The sequence below is a fragment of the Myxococcus vastator genome, from assembly GCF_010894475.1.
Classification (GTDB): domain Bacteria; phylum Myxococcota; class Myxococcia; order Myxococcales; family Myxococcaceae; genus Myxococcus; species Myxococcus vastator.
On the sequence record NZ_JAAIYB010000008.1, the window covers coordinates 1 to 18,233 of the forward strand.

General features: G+C 73.0%; 16 protein-coding genes. 12 read left to right on the forward strand and 4 right to left on the reverse strand.

Annotation, left to right across the window (positions count from 1 at the left end; all coding sequences use genetic code 11):
* A partial coding sequence (locus G4D87_RS01670; protein WP_240357939.1) for an RCC1 domain-containing protein occupies nucleotides 1-4,220 on the forward strand: 4,220 nt, incomplete at its 5' end.
* Between the two features lie 207 nt (nucleotides 4,221-4,427).
* On the opposite strand, the gene G4D87_RS01675 is transcribed toward G4D87_RS01670, so the two are convergent.
* From G4D87_RS01675 to G4D87_RS01690, 4 genes are all read right to left on the reverse strand, one after another.
* On the reverse strand, nucleotides 4,428-5,021 hold the full coding sequence (locus G4D87_RS01675) for a hypothetical protein (protein WP_163777702.1): 594 nt from the start codon (nucleotides 5,019-5,021) through the stop codon (nucleotides 4,428-4,430).
* Nucleotides 5,022-5,162: 141 nt separating this feature from the next.
* On the reverse strand, nucleotides 5,163-6,248 hold the full coding sequence (locus tag G4D87_RS01680) for an alpha/beta hydrolase-fold protein (RefSeq protein WP_163777705.1): 1,086 nt from the start codon (nucleotides 6,246-6,248) through the stop codon (nucleotides 5,163-5,165).
* A 9-nt stretch (nucleotides 6,249-6,257) separates the two neighbouring features.
* Complete coding sequence (locus G4D87_RS01685) at nucleotides 6,258-7,163, reverse strand: TIGR01777 family oxidoreductase (RefSeq protein WP_163777708.1); 906 nt, start codon at nucleotides 7,161-7,163, stop codon at nucleotides 6,258-6,260.
* On the reverse strand, nucleotides 7,160-7,723 hold the full coding sequence (locus G4D87_RS01690; protein ID WP_205507375.1) for a peroxiredoxin family protein: 564 nt from the start codon (nucleotides 7,721-7,723) through the stop codon (nucleotides 7,160-7,162). The genes G4D87_RS01685 and G4D87_RS01690 overlap by 4 nt, the downstream gene beginning before the upstream one ends.
* 114 nt (nucleotides 7,724-7,837) lie before the next feature.
* Between G4D87_RS01690 and G4D87_RS01695 the strand changes: the two genes are divergently transcribed.
* From G4D87_RS01695 to G4D87_RS01745, 11 genes are read left to right on the forward strand one after another with little or no spacing between them, the layout of a single operon-like run.
* Complete coding sequence (locus tag G4D87_RS01695) at nucleotides 7,838-8,923, forward strand: polyprenyl synthetase family protein (protein WP_163777713.1); 1,086 nt, start codon at nucleotides 7,838-7,840, stop codon at nucleotides 8,921-8,923.
* Between the two features lie 7 nt (nucleotides 8,924-8,930).
* Nucleotides 8,931-10,478, forward strand: coding sequence for a phytoene desaturase family protein (locus G4D87_RS01700; RefSeq protein ID WP_163777716.1), 1,548 nt, complete (start codon nucleotides 8,931-8,933; stop codon nucleotides 10,476-10,478).
* Nucleotides 10,475-11,485, forward strand: a complete 1,011-nt coding sequence (locus G4D87_RS01705) for a phytoene/squalene synthase family protein (protein ID WP_163777719.1) — start codon at nucleotides 10,475-10,477, stop codon at nucleotides 11,483-11,485. The genes G4D87_RS01700 and G4D87_RS01705 overlap by 4 nt, the downstream gene beginning before the upstream one ends.
* A 60-nt stretch (nucleotides 11,486-11,545) precedes the next feature.
* Nucleotides 11,546-13,003, forward strand: a complete 1,458-nt coding sequence (locus G4D87_RS01710) for a phytoene desaturase family protein (RefSeq protein WP_163777722.1) — start codon at nucleotides 11,546-11,548, stop codon at nucleotides 13,001-13,003.
* On the forward strand, nucleotides 13,000-13,926 hold the full coding sequence (locus tag G4D87_RS01715; protein WP_163777725.1) for a carotenoid 1,2-hydratase family protein: 927 nt from the start codon (nucleotides 13,000-13,002) through the stop codon (nucleotides 13,924-13,926). Before G4D87_RS01710 ends, G4D87_RS01715 begins: the two co-directional genes overlap by 4 nt.
* Nucleotides 13,923-15,047 carry a glycosyltransferase gene (locus tag G4D87_RS01720; protein WP_163777727.1) on the forward strand — a complete coding sequence of 375 codons (1,125 nt, stop codon included), beginning with the start codon at nucleotides 13,923-13,925 and terminating at the stop codon, nucleotides 15,045-15,047. Before G4D87_RS01715 ends, G4D87_RS01720 begins: the two co-directional genes overlap by 4 nt.
* Nucleotides 15,047-15,433: a lycopene cyclase domain-containing protein gene (locus G4D87_RS01725; protein ID WP_163777815.1), complete on the forward strand. Its 387-nt coding sequence runs from the start codon at nucleotides 15,047-15,049 to the stop codon at nucleotides 15,431-15,433. The genes G4D87_RS01720 and G4D87_RS01725 overlap by 1 nt, the downstream gene beginning before the upstream one ends.
* Nucleotides 15,430-15,780, forward strand: a complete 351-nt coding sequence (locus tag G4D87_RS01730; RefSeq protein ID WP_163777729.1) for a lycopene cyclase domain-containing protein — start codon at nucleotides 15,430-15,432, stop codon at nucleotides 15,778-15,780. Before G4D87_RS01725 ends, G4D87_RS01730 begins: the two co-directional genes overlap by 4 nt.
* The gene (locus G4D87_RS01735) at nucleotides 15,777-16,454 is read left to right on the forward strand and encodes a lysophospholipid acyltransferase family protein (protein WP_163777732.1); all 678 of its coding nucleotides are present in this window, start codon (nucleotides 15,777-15,779) and stop codon (nucleotides 16,452-16,454) included. Before G4D87_RS01730 ends, G4D87_RS01735 begins: the two co-directional genes overlap by 4 nt.
* Nucleotides 16,451-17,317 carry a MerR family transcriptional regulator gene (locus G4D87_RS01740; protein ID WP_163777735.1) on the forward strand — a complete coding sequence of 289 codons (867 nt, stop codon included), beginning with the start codon at nucleotides 16,451-16,453 and terminating at the stop codon, nucleotides 17,315-17,317. Before G4D87_RS01735 ends, G4D87_RS01740 begins: the two co-directional genes overlap by 4 nt.
* Nucleotides 17,318-17,332: 15 nt before the next feature.
* Nucleotides 17,333-18,232, forward strand: coding sequence for a MerR family transcriptional regulator (locus tag G4D87_RS01745; RefSeq protein ID WP_163777738.1), 900 nt, complete (start codon nucleotides 17,333-17,335; stop codon nucleotides 18,230-18,232).
* Nucleotide 18,233 lies beyond the last annotated feature (1 nt).

Below are 18,233 nucleotides of genomic sequence, written 5' to 3' on the forward strand. Positions count from 1 at the left end.
CCCCTGACATGATGGCGAGAACGCGCCGCCTGTTGACGTGCCTGTTGAGCACCTTGCTGATGGTTGGCTGCGAGCCCTCGGGGGCGCTCGCCACGCCGGAGACTCCGAGCGCCACGCGCGCCCAGCGGGTGGTCGTCACGGCCCCGCTGATGCGCATCGCCGCGGGTGCCCAGCACTCGCTCTATCTGTCGCCCGATGGCGACGTGTGGGCCTGGGGCGGCAATGGCTCCGGCCAGCTTGGCGGGGCGGAGACGTCCCTCCAGGGACTGGCGCCGGCGCGGCTGGCGGCGCTGGGGGACATCGTGTCGGTGGTGTCCGGAGATGCCCACTCGCTCGCGCTGGGCGCGGATGGCACGGTGTGGACGTGGGGCGGCAACAGCTCCGGGCAGCTCGGGGATGGCACCACCACCGACCGCGCGACGCCCATGCGGGTGGCCGGCCTGGACGACGTGGTGGCGGTGGCCGCCGGAGACTTCCACTCACTGGCGCTGCGTGACGACGGCACGGTGTGGGCGTGGGGGACGAACTTCCACGGACAGCTCGGCCGGGGGCACACGCAGCCAGGGCTCACGCCCGAGCAGGTCCCCGGGCTGAAGGGCGTGGTCGCGCTCGCCGCGGGCTTCGACTTCACCCTGGCCGTGCTCGAGGACGGCACGGTGCGCGCGTGGGGCTCCAACGGCGCCGGCCAGCTGGGCGATGGCACCTTCACCCAGCGCCTGTCTCCCGTGAAGGTCTCCCAGCTCAGCGGCATCACCGCGGTGGCGGCGGGCACCTACCACGCGCTGGCGCTGGGCAAGGACGGCGGCGTGTGGGCGTGGGGCAGCAATGCCTCCGGGCAGCTCGGTGATGGGACGTGGAATGACCGCGCCGTGCCCATGCGGGTGCCGGGGCTCGAGCAGGTGAAGGCCGTGGCCTCCATGGACTCGGACTCGCTGGCGCTGCTCGAAGCAGGCGCCGTGTTCGCGTGGGGGGCCAATGGCTCCGGCCAACTGGGTGATGGAGACACCACCGACCGCGCCACGCCGGGACAGGTGCCGGGGCTGAACGCGGTGGCCTCGGTGGTGGGCGGCGCGCAGCACGCGCTGGCCCTGCGAAAGGACGGCACGCTCTGGGCCTGGGGCGGAGGCCCCTCGGGCCAGCTGGGCCACGGCGGCTCCGAGCGCCACGTGGTGCCCGCGCCGGTGATGCGCCTGGCGGACGTGACGTCGGTGGCGACGGGCAGCTTCCACTCCCTGGCCGCGCTGGGGGATGGCTCCGTCTGGGCCTGGGGCCGCAACACCTACGGACAGCTCGGGGATGGCAGCACCGCCGAGCGCCACGCCGCGGTGCGCGTGGAGGGGCTCGGCAGCGTCCGCGGCGTCGCCTCGGCCGCCCACCATTCGCTCGCCGTGGGCACGAATGGGACACTCTGGGCCTGGGGGCGCAACGCCGCCGGGCAGCTCGGGGATGGCACCACCCACGACCGCGCCCGGCCCGTCGCGGTGTCGGGCCTCACGTCGGTGACGTCGGTGGCCGCGGGCGGCAGTCACGTCCTGGCGCTGCGCAGCGACGGCAGCGTGTGGGCCTGGGGCTACAACGCGCTGGGACAGCTGGGGGACGGCACGACGGTGGACCGGTTGACGCCGGTGCGCGTGTCGGGGCTCGGCACGGTGGTGGCGGTGGCCGCCGGCTCGTACTTCTCCATGGCCTTGCAGTCCGACGGCACGGTGTGGACGTGGGGCGAGGGCTTCGAGGGGCAGTTGGGAGATGGCGGCGGCGTGCAGCGGCTGCGGCCGGTGCGCGTGGAGGGACTGACGAACATCACCCGCGTGGCGGCGGGCTCCGCGCATGCGCTGGCCGTGCGGAGCGACGGCACGGTGTGGGCGTGGGGCGACAATGGTGAAGGGCAGCTCGGCGACGGCTCCTGGGCGGACCGCTTCCGCCCCATGCAGGTGCCGGGGCTGCAGGGCATCACCGCCGTCAGCGGTGGCCGCTCCCACTCCATGGCGCTGCACGGTGACGGCACGGTGCGAGCGTGGGGCTCCAACGGCTATGGCCAGCTCGGGGATGGGACGCTCACCTCGCGCGTGCGGCCCGCCCTCATCCCGGGCCTGACGGGCATCCAGGCGCTTCATCCCAGTCACCTGCACGTGCTCGCGCTGCACGCGGATGGGACGTTGCGCGGGTGGGGCTACAACCGCTTCGGCCAGCTGGGCCTGGGCGCCGCGGGCTGGAGCGCCCTGCCGGTGCAGGTGCGTGGCATTGGCCGCGTGGACCGGCTGTCCGTCGGCCGCGCGCACACGTTGATGGTGCGCGCCGATGGCACGGTGATGGCCTGGGGCGAGAATGGCTCGGGACAGCTGGGCGACGGCACCACCACCCACCGCGCGGCGCCCGTGCCCGTGCGCGGCGTGCCCTGTGTCCGCTCCGTCGCCAGCGGCGTGCGGCACTCGCTGGCGCTCGCGTGTGACGGCACCGTCTGGGCCTGGGGCGCGAACAGCCGGGGGCAGCTGGGGGATGGCACCACCGCCCCGCGCGTGACGCCGGGGTTGGTGGAGGGGCTTCAAGGCGTGGTGGCGCTGGCGGCGGGTGGAGACGCGTCGGTGGCGCTGCGCGCGGATGGCTCCGTGTGGAGCTGGGGCGGCAACGCCAGTGGCCAGTTGGGGGACGGCACCGTCATGGACCGCACGCTGCCGACCCAGCTCAAGCACCTCTCCAACGTGGTGGCCGTGGCCCTGGGCGAGACGCACGCCCTGGCGGTGGGCGAGGACGGCGCGCCCTGGGCCTGGGGCGCGAATGGCTCGGGCCAGCTGGGCGAGGGGGGCACCGAGCCGAGCCTGACGCCGGTGCGCGTGAAGGGGCTGGAGCGCGTGGCGTCCGTGGCGGCCGGGCGCGCCTTCTCGGTGGCGGTGCGCGACGACGGCACCGCGTGGGCCTGGGGCACGAACCCGTCCGGCCAGCTGGGCGACGGCACCAACCACACGCGGAGCGTGCCCAGCCAGGTGGCCGTCGTGAAGGGCATCCGCGCCATGTCCGCGGGGGCCCACCACGTGGTGGCGCTGAGCGCCGACGGCACGGTGTGGACGTGGGGCGACAACACGCTGGGGCAGCTGGGGAATGGTTCGTCCTCGCCGACGTGGATGTGGCCCCGGCAGGTGCCGGAGCTGCGGGGCGTGGAGGCGGTGGCCGCGGGTGAGCAGTACTCCGTGGCCGCGCTGCTGGACGGCACCGCCCGCGCCTGGGGCAGCAATGAGTACGGCCAGCTCGGAGATGGGGAGACGGGCCCGCGCCTGTCGCCGATGGCGGTGAAAATCGAGGGGCCGAAAATCCGCCCGCCCGTGCGCACCGTGCGCGCCTGGTACCGGCACGCGGTGGCGCTGATGTCGGACGGCACCGTGCAGGCGTGGGGCGACAACGCGTTCGGCCAGCTGGGGGACGGCACCACCGAGCGCCGCGCCGCGCCCCTGGAGGTGCAGGGCCTGTCGAGCGTGGTGGCCGTGTCCTCGGGCGCCTGGCACTCGCTGGCGCTGCGCAGTGATGGCACCGTCTGGGCGTGGGGCGCCAATGGCTTCGGCCAGCTCGGGGACGGCACGTCCACTTCGCGCACGAGGCCGGTGCAGGTGGCCGGGCTGGAGAACGTGGTGGCCGTGGCGGGCGGAGACCACTACTCGCTGGCGCTGCACTCGGACGGCACCCTGTCCGCGTGGGGCAACAACGCGTCGGGCCAGTTGGGGGACGCCACCGGCACCACGAGCGATTCGCGCTGGGTGGTGAAGGGCGTGGACGGCGTGGTGGACGTGCGCGCGGGCGCGGCGCACACGGTGGCGTTGCGGGGCGACGGCACCGTGTGGACGTGGGGCGACAACGCGTTCGGCCAGCTGGGCGACGGTGGCGGCGGCATGCCGTCTCGCGCCGTACCCCAGCCGGTGCCGAACCTGTCCTCGGTGTCCGCCGTGGGCGCGGGGGCGCGCCACGCGTTCGCCGTGGGGGCCAAGGGCACGGTGTGGACGTGGGGGCGCAACTCGCACGGCCAGCTGGGGCTGGGGGACAACGCGAACCGGACGGAGCCCCTGCGCGTGCGGGAGCTGACGGACGTCACCGTGGTGTCGGGCGGGGCGGACTTCTCCCTGGCCATGAAGCGCGACGGCACGGTGCTCAGCTGGGGCTCCAGCCTCCACGGCGCGCTGGGCCTGGGGACCGCGGGACAGCGCTCGTCACCCGGGCAGGTCGCGCTGCCCTGAGCCGGGCGCGAGCGCGCGTCCGTCAGAAGGTGCGGCGGGCGGTCCGCAGCCGCACCCGGTACTTCCTGGCCGGGCGCGCCCTGAGCCGGGCCCGGTACGTGCCATGCGCGCGCCGGGCCGGGCGGGAGCGTCTGCTGATACTCTTCCTGCGACCCGCGCCGGGGGTGCGTCGACGAGGAGCTTTCATGGGTGCATCCGGCTCGTGCGCTACGGCTTCTCCGTGAGCGGGCGGGAGGGCGTCAGCTCGGAGCCAATCTGTCGCCACTCCTGCGCGTAGGCGCCGCGAGCGAAGGCGCGCAGGTCGTCGGACGTCACCGTGCCCCGCGCCATGGCGGTCCCCAGCGCGCGCACGACGGCGCTGCGGTGCGGCTGCTCGACGTAGGGGTTGCCCTCGCGGAACACCTCGCCGAAGAGCGACTCCAGGCGGCCGTCCTCCTTCAGGCGCTCGACGATGCGGGCCTGCGAGGCGGGCTCGTTCGCGTGCGCGTGCAGCATGGCGGAGGCGAGCCCGCCCTGGGCGTCCGCCTGGTCGGGAAACTCGGAGAGCAGCTCCAGCTCCGCGTCGGCGCCCGCGATGGCGGTAGCGTCCGGCGGCGGCGCCGCCACGCCGCGCTGGGTGGGGCGCCGGTCGGGCTCGAAGTCACTGCGGCCCTGGAACGTCTGCACCGTGCGGTGCGCCTGGACGCCCGTCGTCCCCTGGGTGGCGGTGCCGGAGGCCGGCCGCTGCTCCGGAGCGCTGGCGCGCTCAGGCGCCGTGCCCTTGGGCGAGGACGGACGGTTACCACCATCAATGCGAGACATGGGGGGCTCCAGGGATGGGGCCCGGCGCGGACAGAGCTCCGGGAATTCCCATGTAGGTTATCGGGCGCGGTGTGGCTCCAGTTGCGTCCCACCCCTAACGTGCGTCCGCCGCGACCCCCCCGCACGGCGGGCGGGCCCGCGTCATCGCCCGGAAAAACGCAATGACTCCCGGCGCTTGGCGGGCGGGGGAGGAAAGTGGCGCTCCAGTCCGTGCACCAGGTCCTCACGCCACGCCGGGTAGTTGTGCCCGCCGCTGTATTCCCGGAGTTCCACCTGATGCCCGGCTTCTGAGAGCACGGGAGTGATGCGGCGGTTGCCCGCCAGCAGGCCTTCGAAGCGGCCGCAGTCCAGCCAGACGTCCAGCGGGCGGCGGGGCGGGTGCCTCGCCAGGTCGAAGACGACGAAGTCATGGCCCTCTACCGCGAAGGCCCCGGACTGCGACAGCACCCGGCCGAAGACGTCCGGCATGCGCAGGCCGGTGTAGAGCGCCATCAACCCGCCCAGCGAGGCCCCCAGCACCGCGTGGGCGCCAGGGCTGCGCCGCTCGTCCACCAGCGACAGCTTCTGGCGCGCCAGCGGCAGCACCTTCCACTTCAGCAGCCCCACCGTGTACTCGCTGCAGGCGTACTCCATGCTGCGCGTCTCGCCGCCGTTGCACACGAGCGCCAGGGCCACCGGCCGCATGCGGCCTTCGGCCACCAGGGTGTCCACCAGCTCCGGCAGGCGCACGCGGCGCAGGTAGTCCTCGCCGTCGTACACCACCAGCAGCGGCGCCGGCGCGTCCGTGGGCGGCGCGTACAGGTACACCCGGCGCTGGCCCGGCAGGTCCACGTCCCCCGTGTCCACCACGTGCCGCGTGACGCGGCCCCGGGGCGCGCCGCGCGGGTGCCGGGCGGGCAGGGACGAGCGGGCCTGGGGCATGTGGAATGAATGATTGATGCCGCCAAAGCCGTTGTCGGAGGGGTGGCGGTTGAGCGGGTCCTCCACGCGCTGGCCGCGCGCGTCCTCCAGCGCATATTCGACGTAGGCATCCGCGGGCAGCGTCAGCGCGCGAGCCCACAGCCCGGGCGCCACGCGCTTGAGGGGCAGCGGCTTGCCGCGCCAGTCCTGGAAGTCACCTTGGAGGCAGATGGGGCCCCGGCCCCGCCACACGAAGGTGGCGGTGTCCGCTTCGATGACGGGCGTGCCCTCGGCGCGGGCCCGCGCCTCCAGTGTCTTCGCGTCCATCCACGCACCCTATGCCAGCAGGTCGCGCAGCGCGCCCTCCAACTCCGGGTAGCGGAACACGAAGCCGGCCTCATGCGCGCGCTGGGGCAGCACGCGCTGGCCCTCCAGCACCACCTTCGCCATCTCTCCCAGGGCCGCCTTGAGCACGAACGCCGGCACCCGCACCACGGACGGGCGGCCCAGCACGTGGCCCAGCATGTGCGCGAAGAAGGCGTTCGTCACCGGCGTGGGCGCGGTGGCGTTCACCACGCCCTCCACCTGGGGATGGGCCAGCAGGAAGAGGAGCAAGTCCCTGGCGTCGTCGCGGTGCACCCAGCTCACGAACTGCTCGCCGCTGCCCACCGGGCCGCCCGCGCCCACGCGGAAGGGGGGCAGCATCTTGTGGAGCGCGCCGCCGTCCGGGTGCAGCACCACGCCCATGCGCACCACCGCCGTGGTGATGCCGGACTCGCGCGCCTGCATCGCCTCCGCCTCCCAGTCCACGCACACGCGGGCCAGGAAGTCGTCACCCGGAGGGCTCTCCTCCGTCAGCGGGTCCGCCCCGCGCGTGCCGCCGTAGTAGCCAATGGCGGATGCCGACACGAACCGCCGCACCGTGCCCGCGCCCCGCATCGCCGCCACCACCGCGCGCGTGCCCAGCACCCGGCTGTCGTGGATGCGGTGCTTGCCTTCCTTCGTCCAGCGCTGGGCCACGGGCTCGCCCGCCAGGTGCACGACGGCCTCCGCGTCCGCCAGGGCCTCGGGCGGCAGGGGCGCGCCCGCGGTGAAGGCCGCCCCCGTCACCCCGGCGGGCAGGTGGGCCAGGGCGTGTTCAACGTTCCGGGCCAGGACGTGGACCTGGTGTCCACGCTCCAACAAACCTTGGACAAGCCCTGGACCCAGGAAGCCGCTCGCACCGGTGACGGCCACCTTCACGGCGAGGGCTCCGAGGGCGCCGGGTCATTCAGGTCCACGCCCACCAGGCGGCTCAGGATGGAGAAGAAGGTCGTCAGCTCATCCGGCTTCATCCGGCCGGAGTGCCGGTAGACCAGGGCCCCCTCGGCGTCCAGCAGCACGATGTTGGACGTCTTCACCGGCAGCTTCCACGGCGCCTTCCCCAGCGTTCCATCCATATCCACCAGGATCGGCACGCCCACCTTCTTCTCCTCGTCCCGGACGAAGGAGAGGGCAATCTGCCGGGCCGGAAAAAAGTCGAAATTCTGAAGGTTTGCGACCGCCAGCACCCAGGCCGCATCCAGGATTCCGCGCTCCTGCCCCCGAGCGAACAGCTCCTTCTTCAGGGCCGCGTTGAGCTTGGTGGAGTCCTTGTCCTCGTAGAACAGAATGACTGGTTTCCCGCGCCACTTGGAAAGCCGGACCTCCTTTCCCGCGGAGGTGCGTAACGTCGCGTCCACCGGCTCCGTGGCGGGCGCCGCGCCCAGGGCGCTTCCCGCTGCCAGGGAGATGGAGAGCGCACCTGCGATCCACGCCTTCATGAGGGGACCCCTGTGTACAAGGTTATCGCAAACCTTAGACATACCCTTGACAAGCTCTGGACGCAAACGCTACCTCTAGGGAGCAAAGGATCAGGTTCTTCGGAGGAAAGAAGCATGGCACTCACGCTTCCCGATGCGCAGCCGCCGACGAGCCTGCTTCCTCTTGAGCAGGCCTGGCTGCAGCTGGTCCAGTCGGAGGTGGAGACCTCGCTGGCGGAGCTGTTCGAGCTCCCCGACGAGGCCTGCCTGGACGTTCGTTGGACACAGGCGCTGTCGCAGGCCCGGGCCTATACCTTGCGGCCCGCCAAGCGGCTCCGCCCGGCGCTGGTGATGGCCGGACACTGCCTGGCGCGTGGGAGCGCGGTGGTGCCCTCCGGGCTGTGGCGCTTCGCCGCGGGCCTGGAGCTGCTGCACACCTTCCTCCTCATCCATGACGACGTGGCGGACCAGGCGGAGCTGCGGCGGGGCGCCGCGTCCCTGCACCGGATGCTGGCGCCCGGACGGGCGGGGGAGGACCTGGCCGTGGTGGTAGGCGACCACCTCTTCGCGCGCGCGCTGGAGGCCATGCTGGGGTCGGGGCTGCCGGGCGCCGCGGGCGTGGTGCAGTACTACCTGGGCGTGTGCCGTCACACGGCGGCGGGGCAGTACCTGGACCTGGACCTGGGGCGCGCGCCGCTGGCGGAGGTGACGCTCTTCCAGACGCTGCGCGTGGCGCATCTCAAGACGGCGCGCTACGGCTTCTGCGCCCCGCTGGTGTGCGGGGCCATGCTCGGCGGTGCCAGCAGCGGCATGGTGGAAGGATTGGAGCGCGTGGGCCGTCACGTCGGTCTTGCCTACCAGCTTCGGGACGATTTGCTGGGCCTTTTTGGTGATTCGAACGTCGCGGGCAAGGCCGCTGACGGCGACTTCCTCCAAGGCAAGCGAACCTTTCCAGTGCTGGCCGCCTTCGCGCGCGCCACCGCGGACGAGCGCGCGGAGCTGGAGGCGCTGTGGGCGCTGCCGGTGGCGCGGAAGGACGCGGCGGCGCTGGCCCGGGCCCGCGCGCTGGTGGAGTCCTGTGGAGGCCGGGCCGCGTGTGAGCGCATGGTGGTGCGCGCCTCCCGGGCCGCCCGCCGCTCGTTGCAGTCGCTGCCCAATCCCAACGGGGTGAGAGAGCTGCTCGACGCGCTCATCGCCCGGCTGGCCCACCGCGCCGCCTGAGGACGCCATGAGCGCATCGACACAGGGCAGGCGCATTGTCGTGGTGGGCGCGGGCGTGGGGGGGCTGGCCGCCGCCGCCCGGCTGGCGCACCAGGGCTTCGACGTCCAGGTCTTCGAGAAGACGCAGGGGCCGGGCGGGCGCTGCAACCGGTTGCAGGTGGAGGGCTTCACGTGGGACCTGGGCCCCACCATCGTGCTGATGCCGGAGGTGTTCGAGGAGACCTTCCGCGCGGTGGGCCGCCGCATCGAGGACTACCTGACGTTGCTCAAGTGCGACCCGAACTATCGGGTCCATTTCCGGGACGGTTCGGATGTCACCTTCACGTCAGAGCTGTGCGCCATGGGCCGCGAGCTGGAGCGCGTGGAGCCCGGCAGCTACGCGCGCTACCTCGCCTTCCTGGCCCAGGGCCGCGTCCAGTACCGCACGAGCCTGGACCACCTGGTGGGGCGCAACTACGAGGGCCTGCGTGACTATCTGTCGCCGCGCGTGCTCGCGCGCATCTTCCAGGTGCGCGCCCACCGCCGCATGTACGGGGACGTCAGCCGCTTCTTCCAGGACGAGCGCCTGCGCGCGGCGATGACCTTCCAGACGATGTACCTGGGCGTGTCGCCCTACGCGTCACCCGCGGTGTACGGCCTGCTGCCCTTCACCGAGCTGGGCGTGGGCATCTGGTTCCCCAAGGGCGGCCTGTATGCCATTCCCCAGGCCCTGGAGCGGCTGGCGCGCGAGGAGGGCGTGCGCTTCCGCTACGGCGCGCCCGTGGAGCGCATCCTCACCGACGGCGGCCGGACGCAAGGCGTGCGGTTGGAGGGCGGCGAGGTGGTGGAGGCGGACGCGGTGCTGTGCAACGCGGACCTGCCCTACGCGTACGACAAGCTGCTGGACCCGAAGGCGACGACGCTCAAGCGCAAGGAGAAGCTGCGCTACACGTCCAGCGGCTACCTGCTCTACCTGGGCATGAAGCGGCGCTACCCGGAGCTGTTGCACCACAACGTGGTGTTCGGCCGGGACTACAAGGGCTCCTTCGACGACATCTTCGAGCGCTTCCGCGTGCCGGACGACCCCAGCTTCTACGTCAACGCGCCCACCCGCACCGACGCGTCCCTGGCGCCCGAGGGCAAGGACGCGCTCTACGTGCTGGTGCCCGTGCCGCACCAGCACCCGGACCTGGACTGGAAGGTGGAGGGGCCCAAGGTCCGCGCGAAGTTCTTCGCGCGCATGGCGGAGCTGGGCTTCCCCTCGCTGGAGTCGGACATCGAGGTGGAGCGCGTCTTCACCCCGGATGACTGGGCCGGCACCTTCAACCTGGCGCGTGGCAGCGCCTTCGGCCTGTCCCAGAACTTCACGCAGATTGGGCCGTTCCGCCCGGCCAACCAGGACGCGCGGGTGAAGAACCTCTTCTTCGTCGGCGCCTCCACGCAGCCCGGGACGGGGCTGCCCACGGTGCTCATCTCCGCGCGGCTGGTGACGGAGCGGCTGATGACGTGGGCCCAGGCGCAGGGCGTCTCGCTGTCGCCCCGGACGGCCGCGCCGCTGGAAGGGGTGGCCGCGTGAGCCCGCCTGTCGACAAGGCGCTGGTGGCGCGCGGCTATGTGCTGGCGAAGCAGGTGACGCGCCATCACGCCAAGAGCTTCTTCTTCGCCTCGTACCTGCTCTTCGGCCTGCGGCGGAAGGCGGCGTTCGCGCTCTACGCCTTCTGCCGGCGCCTGGACGACATGGTGGACGGGGACGACGCGGCGAGCGCGGCCGACGCGCTGCCAGTGCGGCTGGCGCGGGCGCGGCAGCGCGTGGCGGAGCTGTATCTGCCCATGCCGGAGCTGGCGTCGCGTGAGCTGGGGCCGCCGGCGGACCGGGTGAAGGGCCGCGAGGCCGCGACGCCGTGGGACGCGCGGGAGTTCGCCGCGCTGGAGCACACGGTGCGCCACTTCCGGATTCCGGAGCAGCCCTTCCAGGACCTCATCTCCGGCATGGAGATGGACCTGACGAAGCACCGCTACACCACCTGGGCGGAGCTGGACCTCTACTGCTACCGCGTGGCGGGCGTGGTGGGGCTGATGCTGACGCCGGTGCTGGGGTGCTCGGACGCGGCGGCGGTGGAGCCCGCGGCCGACCTGGGCCGGGCCATGCAGCTCACCAACATCCTCCGCGACGTGCGCGAGGACCTGGAGCGCGGCCGGGTGTACCTGCCCGCCGAGGAGCTGGCCGCCTTCGGGCTGTCGGAGGATGACTTGCGGCGCGGACAGGTGGATGCGCGCTGGCGGTCCTTCATGCGCTTCCAGGTGGAGCGCTCGCGGGCGTACTACGCGCGGGCGGCGGCCGGGGTGCGCTACCTGACGGGCTTCGGCAGCCAGCGGATGGTGCGGCTGATGGGCGCCATCTACGGCGACATCCTGCGCGACATCGAAGCGCGCGACTACGACGTGTTCAGCGCCCGGGCCCACGTGACGACGCGCCGCAAGCTCGCGCTGGCCTCCGCGGCCATGGTGCGGCCCGCCGCGGTGCTGCCCGTCCCCCAGGGTGAGGCGCGCATGCCGCTGCTGCCCACCGGGACGGGAGGGTGAGGGCGTCATGCGTGGCGATGGAATGAACCCGGGGCTTCAGCGGCGCATGGGAGGTGGGGCATGAAGCGCACCCGCGTCGCGGTGGTGGGTGGCGGCATCGGTGGCCTGACGGCCGCCGGATTGCTGGCGAAGGACGGGCACGAGGTGACGCTGTTCGAGCGAGGCGCCTCGCTGGGCGGCAAGGCCCAGGCCGTCACGGTGAATGGCATCACCCTGGACACGGGGCCCACGCTGCTGACGCTGCCGCACCTGGTGCGTGGAACCTTCCAGCAACTGGGCGCCGAGGACCTGCTGCCGCGCTTCACGGAGCTGGAGCCGCAGTGCGCCTACCGCTTCGAGGACGGGTGTGACTTCACGGCCTACAAGGACGTGGAGCGGATGGCGGAGAGCGCGGCGGGAGTTCGCCCGGGTGAGCGCGCCGGCATCCGCGGCTTCTACACGGAGGCCGCGGCCATCTGGCGTGCCGCGGGCGAGCCGTACCTGGAGGCGCCCTTCGAGGGCATGGCCGGCTTCATGACGCGCGTGGCGAAGCGCGGCGTGGGGGCCGTCATGGCGGGGATGAAGATGGGCACGCTGCATGAGCTGGCGGCCCGGCACTTCAAGACGGACCACCTGCGGCAGTACGTGGGCCGCTTCGCCACGTACACGGGCGCGTCCCCCTACGAGGCCAGCGCGGCCTTCGCGCTGATTCCGCACATCGAGCATGCCTACGGCGTGCACCACGTCCGCGGCGGCATCGGCGCGCTGGTGGAGGCGCTGGACCAGGCCGTGCGCCGGCTGGGCGTGCGCATCCACCTGGACACGCGGGCGCGCTTCGAGCGCACGCGCGAGGGCTACCAGGTGGGCCCACAGGAGGGCACGGAGCGCTTCGACAGCGTGGTGGTGAACGCGGATCCGCTGGAGCGGCTCGCGCGCGCGGAGGAGCCCCTGGCGCTGTCCGGCTTCGTGCTGCTGCTGGAGGTGGAGGGCCGCATCGCCCTGCCGCACCACACAGTGCTCTTCGGCGGCGACTACCGGCGCGAGTTCGACGAGCTGTTCGGCGGGCAGCTCGCGTCCGACCCGACGGTGTATTTCTGCAACCCGTCCGCCACCGACGAGAGCATGGTGCCGCCGGGCCGCACCGGGCTGTTCGTCATGGTGAACGCGCCCGCGCTGCCCGTGGACGCGCGCGGCGCGGAGCAGGCCACCCGGGACTGGGAGGCAGGCGCCGAGCGAGTGAAGGCGCAGATGCTGGAGCGGCTGTGCCGGCACTACCCGGCGCTCAAGGGGCGCGTGCGTGTCATGGGCCAGCGCTCGCCGGTGGACCTGGCCGCGCAGGGGGCTCCGGGCGGGTCCATCTACGGCTTCCTGCCGCACGGGAAGTTCGGTCCCTTCCGCCGGCCGCGCATCCGCGGCGACACGCCGGGCCTGTTCTTCGCGGGCGGCGGCACGCATCCCGGCGGCGGGGTGCCGCTGGTGATGTTGTCCGGCCGCTTCGCCGCGGAGCTGGCCTCGCGGCACCTCCGGAGGGACGCATGACGCGCCTGGCGAAGCTCCCCGCCCTGCCGGACGCGGCGGGCACCTACCGCTGGTTCTACGCGGACGTCACCGCGGGGCCCTACAGCGCGGTGTGCATCTTCATGCTGGGCTCGCTGTTCTCGCCCCGGTACTCGGTGGCGGCGCGGCGCGGCGGACGGCCGCTGGAGCACAGCGCGGTGAACTTCGCGCTGTACCACGAGGGGGTGCGGCGGCTGTGGGTCCTCAGCGAGTACGCGCGCGCGGAGCTGGAGGCCCCGGGCCGGCTGCGCATTGGCCGCTCCACGCTGTCGTACGAGCGGGGCGGCACGGTGCGGATGGCGGTGGATGACTGGACGGCGCCGTGGGGCCGGCCGGTGCGCGCGGCCCTGACGCTGGAGCCGATGACACCCGTGGGGGAGGTGGTGCAGCTCATGCCCGGGTTGCCGCACTACTGGCAGGCGCTGGCGCCTCGTTCGCAGGCACGGCTGGAGGTGTCCTCGCTGGGCATCCAGGCGAGTGGCCTGGGCTACCACGACACCAACCACGGTGGAGAGCTGCTGGGGGCGCGGTTGTCGGGGTGGCACTGGTCCCGCACGCACCGCGAGGACGAGACGGTGGTGGACTACCACCTGCCCGAAGGGGTCGCGCCGCTGCGCGTGGTGGCCGGCGCGCGCGGCGTGCGCTGCGAGCGAGGGCCTGCCTTGGTGGAGGCGCGGCCCACCAGCATCACCGGTTGGGGCCTGCGCGTGCCGTCGCGCCTGCACGCGGGCAACGTGGTGGTGGGGCAGCCGAAGCTGCTGGAGTCGTCGCCCTTCTATGCGCGGCTAGAGGCGCGCCAGGGGCCGCTGGACTCCCTGGGCGAGGTGGCGGACTTCCGTCGCTTCCACTCCCCCTTCATTCGCTGGATGGCGCACTTCCGCACGCGGATGGGACGGGCGGCATGAGCGCGCTCGTCCTCGCGTCCCTGGTGTGGTGCGCCGTGGCCACGGGCTTCAGCGCGGTGGCGTGCGTGCGCCTGTCGCGTGCGCGGGCCGGGACGGCGCCCCGGTCCAGCGCGCTGCCGCCGGTGCTGTTGCTGCGCCCGGTGGACGCGCCCACGCCTCGGGAGCTGGAGAACCTGGCGCAGTCCATCGACTACGCGGGGCCGTTGGAGCAGGTGGTGGTGTCGCCCTACCGGCCCCGGCTTGCCCCGGAGGTGCGGTGGCTTCCCAGCGACCCGCTGACGCCCAACCGGAAGGTGGGGCACCTGCTGTATGCGCTGGACGTGTTGCCCGTGGGCGGCCGGGTGGTGCTGTCGGTGGACGCGGACGTGGCGGTGACAGGCGCGCTGGTGGAAGGCCTGGCCGTGCCGGTGGCCGCGGGCGCCGCGCTGAGCACCGCGGCGCCGCTGCCGGTAGGGCCTCGGGATGGTGCGAGCCGGGCCATGGCGGGCCTCCTGCGCTACACGCACCACAGCTTCCGGGCCCTGGACGCGATGAGCGCGGGCGCCAAGGCCGTGTGCGGCAAGGCGCTGGGCTTGTCGCCCGCGGCCGTGGCGTCGCTGCGGCGGCTGGCGGACCACATTGGCGAGGACCTGGAGTTGGCCAAGTGTCTTCACGCCCGGGGGCTGGACGTGGTGCTGAGCCGCGCCCCGGCGGTGGTGCCCCTGGACGCCGAGGTGCCCTGGGCCGCGCCGCTGTCGCGCTTCACGCGCTGGATGCAGGTGCTGGCCAGCCACCGGCCCGCGCTGTACCCCACGGTGCCGCTGCTCTTCACGCCGACGCTGCCGCTGACGGTGCTGGCCGCGGCGCTGGGCTCGCCGGTGCTGGCGGGCGCGGTGGCGGGACTGGTGGCCGTGCGGACCTTGCTGGCGTTGCGACTGGCCGGGCTCCACGCGCCGGTGGCGGACGCGGGGCGGGCCTTCGCGGTGACGGACTGGTTGCTGGGCGAAGCGCTCTTGCTGGCGGCCTTCCTGCGCTCGTTGTGGCGGCAGGGCACGGTGACGTGGCGAGGGCAGACCTATGCGTTGCGGCCTGGAGGCAGGATGGTACGGGTGGCTCCGGAGCTGAGTGGAGGGCCGGGATGATGACGTACGCGCGATTCCTCGGGCTGTTCGTGGTGGTGCCCATTCTCTTCCTGGCGTGGCGCTATCGCCGCACCTTCACGGCCAGGAGCCTGGCGCCCATGGGGCTCTTGCTCATCGTCGTGTACGCGGCGACGTCGCCCTGGGACAACCTGGCGGTGAAGTGGGGCCTGTGGGGCTTCGACCCCGAGCGCATCTGGGGCATCAAGCTGGGCTACCTGCCGCTGGAGGAGTACCTCTTCTTCGGCCTGCAGACGCTGCTGGTGGGGCTGTGGGCCCGGGCCCGGCTGGCGCGTGCGCTGGCGCCGGACGCCCAGGCGACCCGGCCCGGGGCGGAGGCGGGTGAGCGCCGCGACGGCGCGCTGACGGCCCGGGAGGTGGCGCCATGATGGAGACGAAGTGGGCATACCTCATCCACCTGCTGGGCTGGACGCTGCCGCTCATCGCCTTCCAGTTGGTGCTGCTGGTGCGCCACTACAAGGCGCGCTCCGGCGCGGTGCTCAAGGCGGTGCTGCCGCCGGCCTTCATCATGGGGCTGTATCTGTCCATCGCGGACCACCTGGCCATCTCCACCGGCATCTGGAACTTCGGTGAAGGCAAGCACCTGGGCGTGTACGTGGGGGTGGTGCCGCTGGAAGAGGTGCTCTTCTTCCTGGTGACCAGCGTGCTGGTGTCGCTGGGCCTGGCGCTGTTCACCGCGCTGGTGTCGCTGCTGGGGGAGGCCCGGGCGTCGTGATTCACGCGGCGAAAGGAGGCCCGCTGGGCTGGGCGTGGGACCGGTACATCGGCTGGAAGTTCCGCGCGGCGTTCCGGGGGCTGTGGGTGCGCGGGGCGCTGCCGCCGGGAGGCCCGGGACGGCTGGTGTACCTGAACCACTCCAACTGGTGGGACGGCTTCGTGCTCAACCAGCTCTGCCAGACGGCGGGTTGGGACGGCTACTGCCTCATGGACGAGGAGAACCTGCGCCGCTACCGCTTCCTCACGCGCATTGGCGCCTTCAGCATCCGGCGCAGGGACGCGACGTCGTCGGTGGCGTCGCTGCGCTACGCGAAGGAGCTGCTGCGCGGGCCCCGCGCGGTGGTGTTCGTCTTCCCGGAGGGCGAGCACCGACCCTTTGGCGTGCTCCCGCTGCGGCTGGAGCGGGGCGTGGAGCTGCTGGCACGGGTGGCGAAGGTGGAGTGCCTGCCCATCGCGGTGCGCTACGGCTTCTTCGAACACGAGCGTCCGGACGTGCTGCTGGAGGTGGGCACCCCGCATCCGCCCGGCGACCTGGCCGTCTTCCAGGAGGGACTGGAGACGGTGGTGCGGCGGCTGGCGGCGGTGACGTCCCTGGAGGACTTCACGCGCCGGGTGTCCGGTGCGCGCGGCGTGGCGGAGCGCTGGGACGCGGCCCGGGGGCTGGCGCCATGACGTTGCGCATCCGCACCATCGCGCGCATGACGGGCATCCGCGAGGCGACGCTGCGCGCCTGGGAGCGGCGCTACGGCTTCCCGCGTCCGCTGCGCAGCGAGGGCAACAACTACCGCGTCTATTCGCGCGAGGAGGTGGAGGCCGTCCGGCGCGTGGCCCGGCTCATCCAGGAGGAGGGCCTGTCGGTGAGCGAGGCCATCGCCCAGGTGAAGACGGAGCCGCCGCGTGCGCAACCCGAAGCCGAGCACCTGCGCGAGCGCTTCTGGTCCTCCGTGGGGGCCCTGGAAGGGGACGAGGTGACGCGCGTGCTGGATGACGCGCAGACCGTCATGGACGTGGAGACCTACTGCGACCGCTTCCTGCTGCCCCTGCTGCGGGAGATGGGCGTGCGGCTGGACGTCGCGCGGGAGCACCTGGCCTCCGCCCTCATCCGTCAGCGCCTGCGGCAGGTGTATGACGCCCTGGCCACCTCGCCTGCCGGGCCGCGCGCCCTGCTCGCTTGTCCGGCGGGGGACCACCATGAAGGCGGCCTGCTGGCGCTGGGCATCCACCTCAAGCGCAAGGGGTGGCGGGTGACGATGCTGGGCGCGGACACCCCCGCGGAGGCGCTCCAGGGGGCCTGCGCGCAGGTGCGTCCGGACGTGGTGGCGCTGTCCTTCGTGCGCGCCCGCGCGCCGGAGGAGTTCGCGTCCGTCCTGGAAGGCGCGCTCCGGGCCTGCGCGCCCTTTCCCGCGGTCGTCGGCGGGCTGGGCGCCCGCGAGCACCTGAAGGCCATCTTCTCGCTAGGCGCGCAGTACGCGGAGTCGTCGGAAGAGCTGGTGGCCATCTGGAACCAGGTGCGCAACGCTCAGCATCGCCCGTAGTCTTGCCGTAGCGACATGGCTGAGCGCACCTACCGAATCCACATCGCCGCGGAGCTGGCAGGAGTCCGGGTGGAGCTCATCCGGGCCTGGGAGCGCCGCTACGGCGTGCTCACGCCGCGCCGCACCCCCGCGGGCTACCGCGCCTATACGGACCGGGACGTGGCGGTGCTCAAGCAGCTCAAGCGGCTCACCGACGAAGGCGTGGCCATCAGCGAGGCGGCGAAGCTGCTGCCCCAGTTGATGGAGGGCCTGGACGCGGAAGCGGCGGTGCGCGGCGCCAGCGAGGAGCCGCGGACACATGCGGAGACGTGGCGGGAGTCCGTGCTCGCCGCCGCCCAGGCGTATGACCAGCCGCGCGTGTCGGACGTGCTGGACGAGGTGCTGGCCGCGCTGCCCCCGCTCAAGGCCTTTGACGACGTGCTGGCGCCGCTGCTGAGCGTCGTGGGCGCGCAATGGGAGGCGGGCTCGCTGACCGTGGCGCAGGAGCACCTGGTGTCGCAGATGGTGCGGGCGCGGCTGGTGGGCCTGCTGCACGCGGCGCCCCAGGGGTGGCACCGGCACGGTGTCCTGGCGTGCTTCCCGGAAGAGGAGCACGAGATGGGCCTGCTGGGCGCGGCGCTGCGGCTGCGGCACCTGGGCGTGCGGGTGACGCTGCTGGGGCAGCGCGTTCCCGTGGAGGACCTGGGCCGCGCGGTGGTGGCGCTGCGGCCCGACTTCGTGGGGCTGTCCACGGTGGTCAGCCGGAGCGCGGAGGCCTTCGAGGACACCCTGACGCGTTTGACGCAGGCGCTGCCCAGCGGGCTGCCCGTCTGGGTGGGCGGCGCCGCCGCGCGCTCGCACCAGGCCGTGTGCGAGCGGTTGGCGGTGCACGTCTTCCAGGGCGAGGAGGACTGGGAGCGCATCGCGAGCGCGTGAG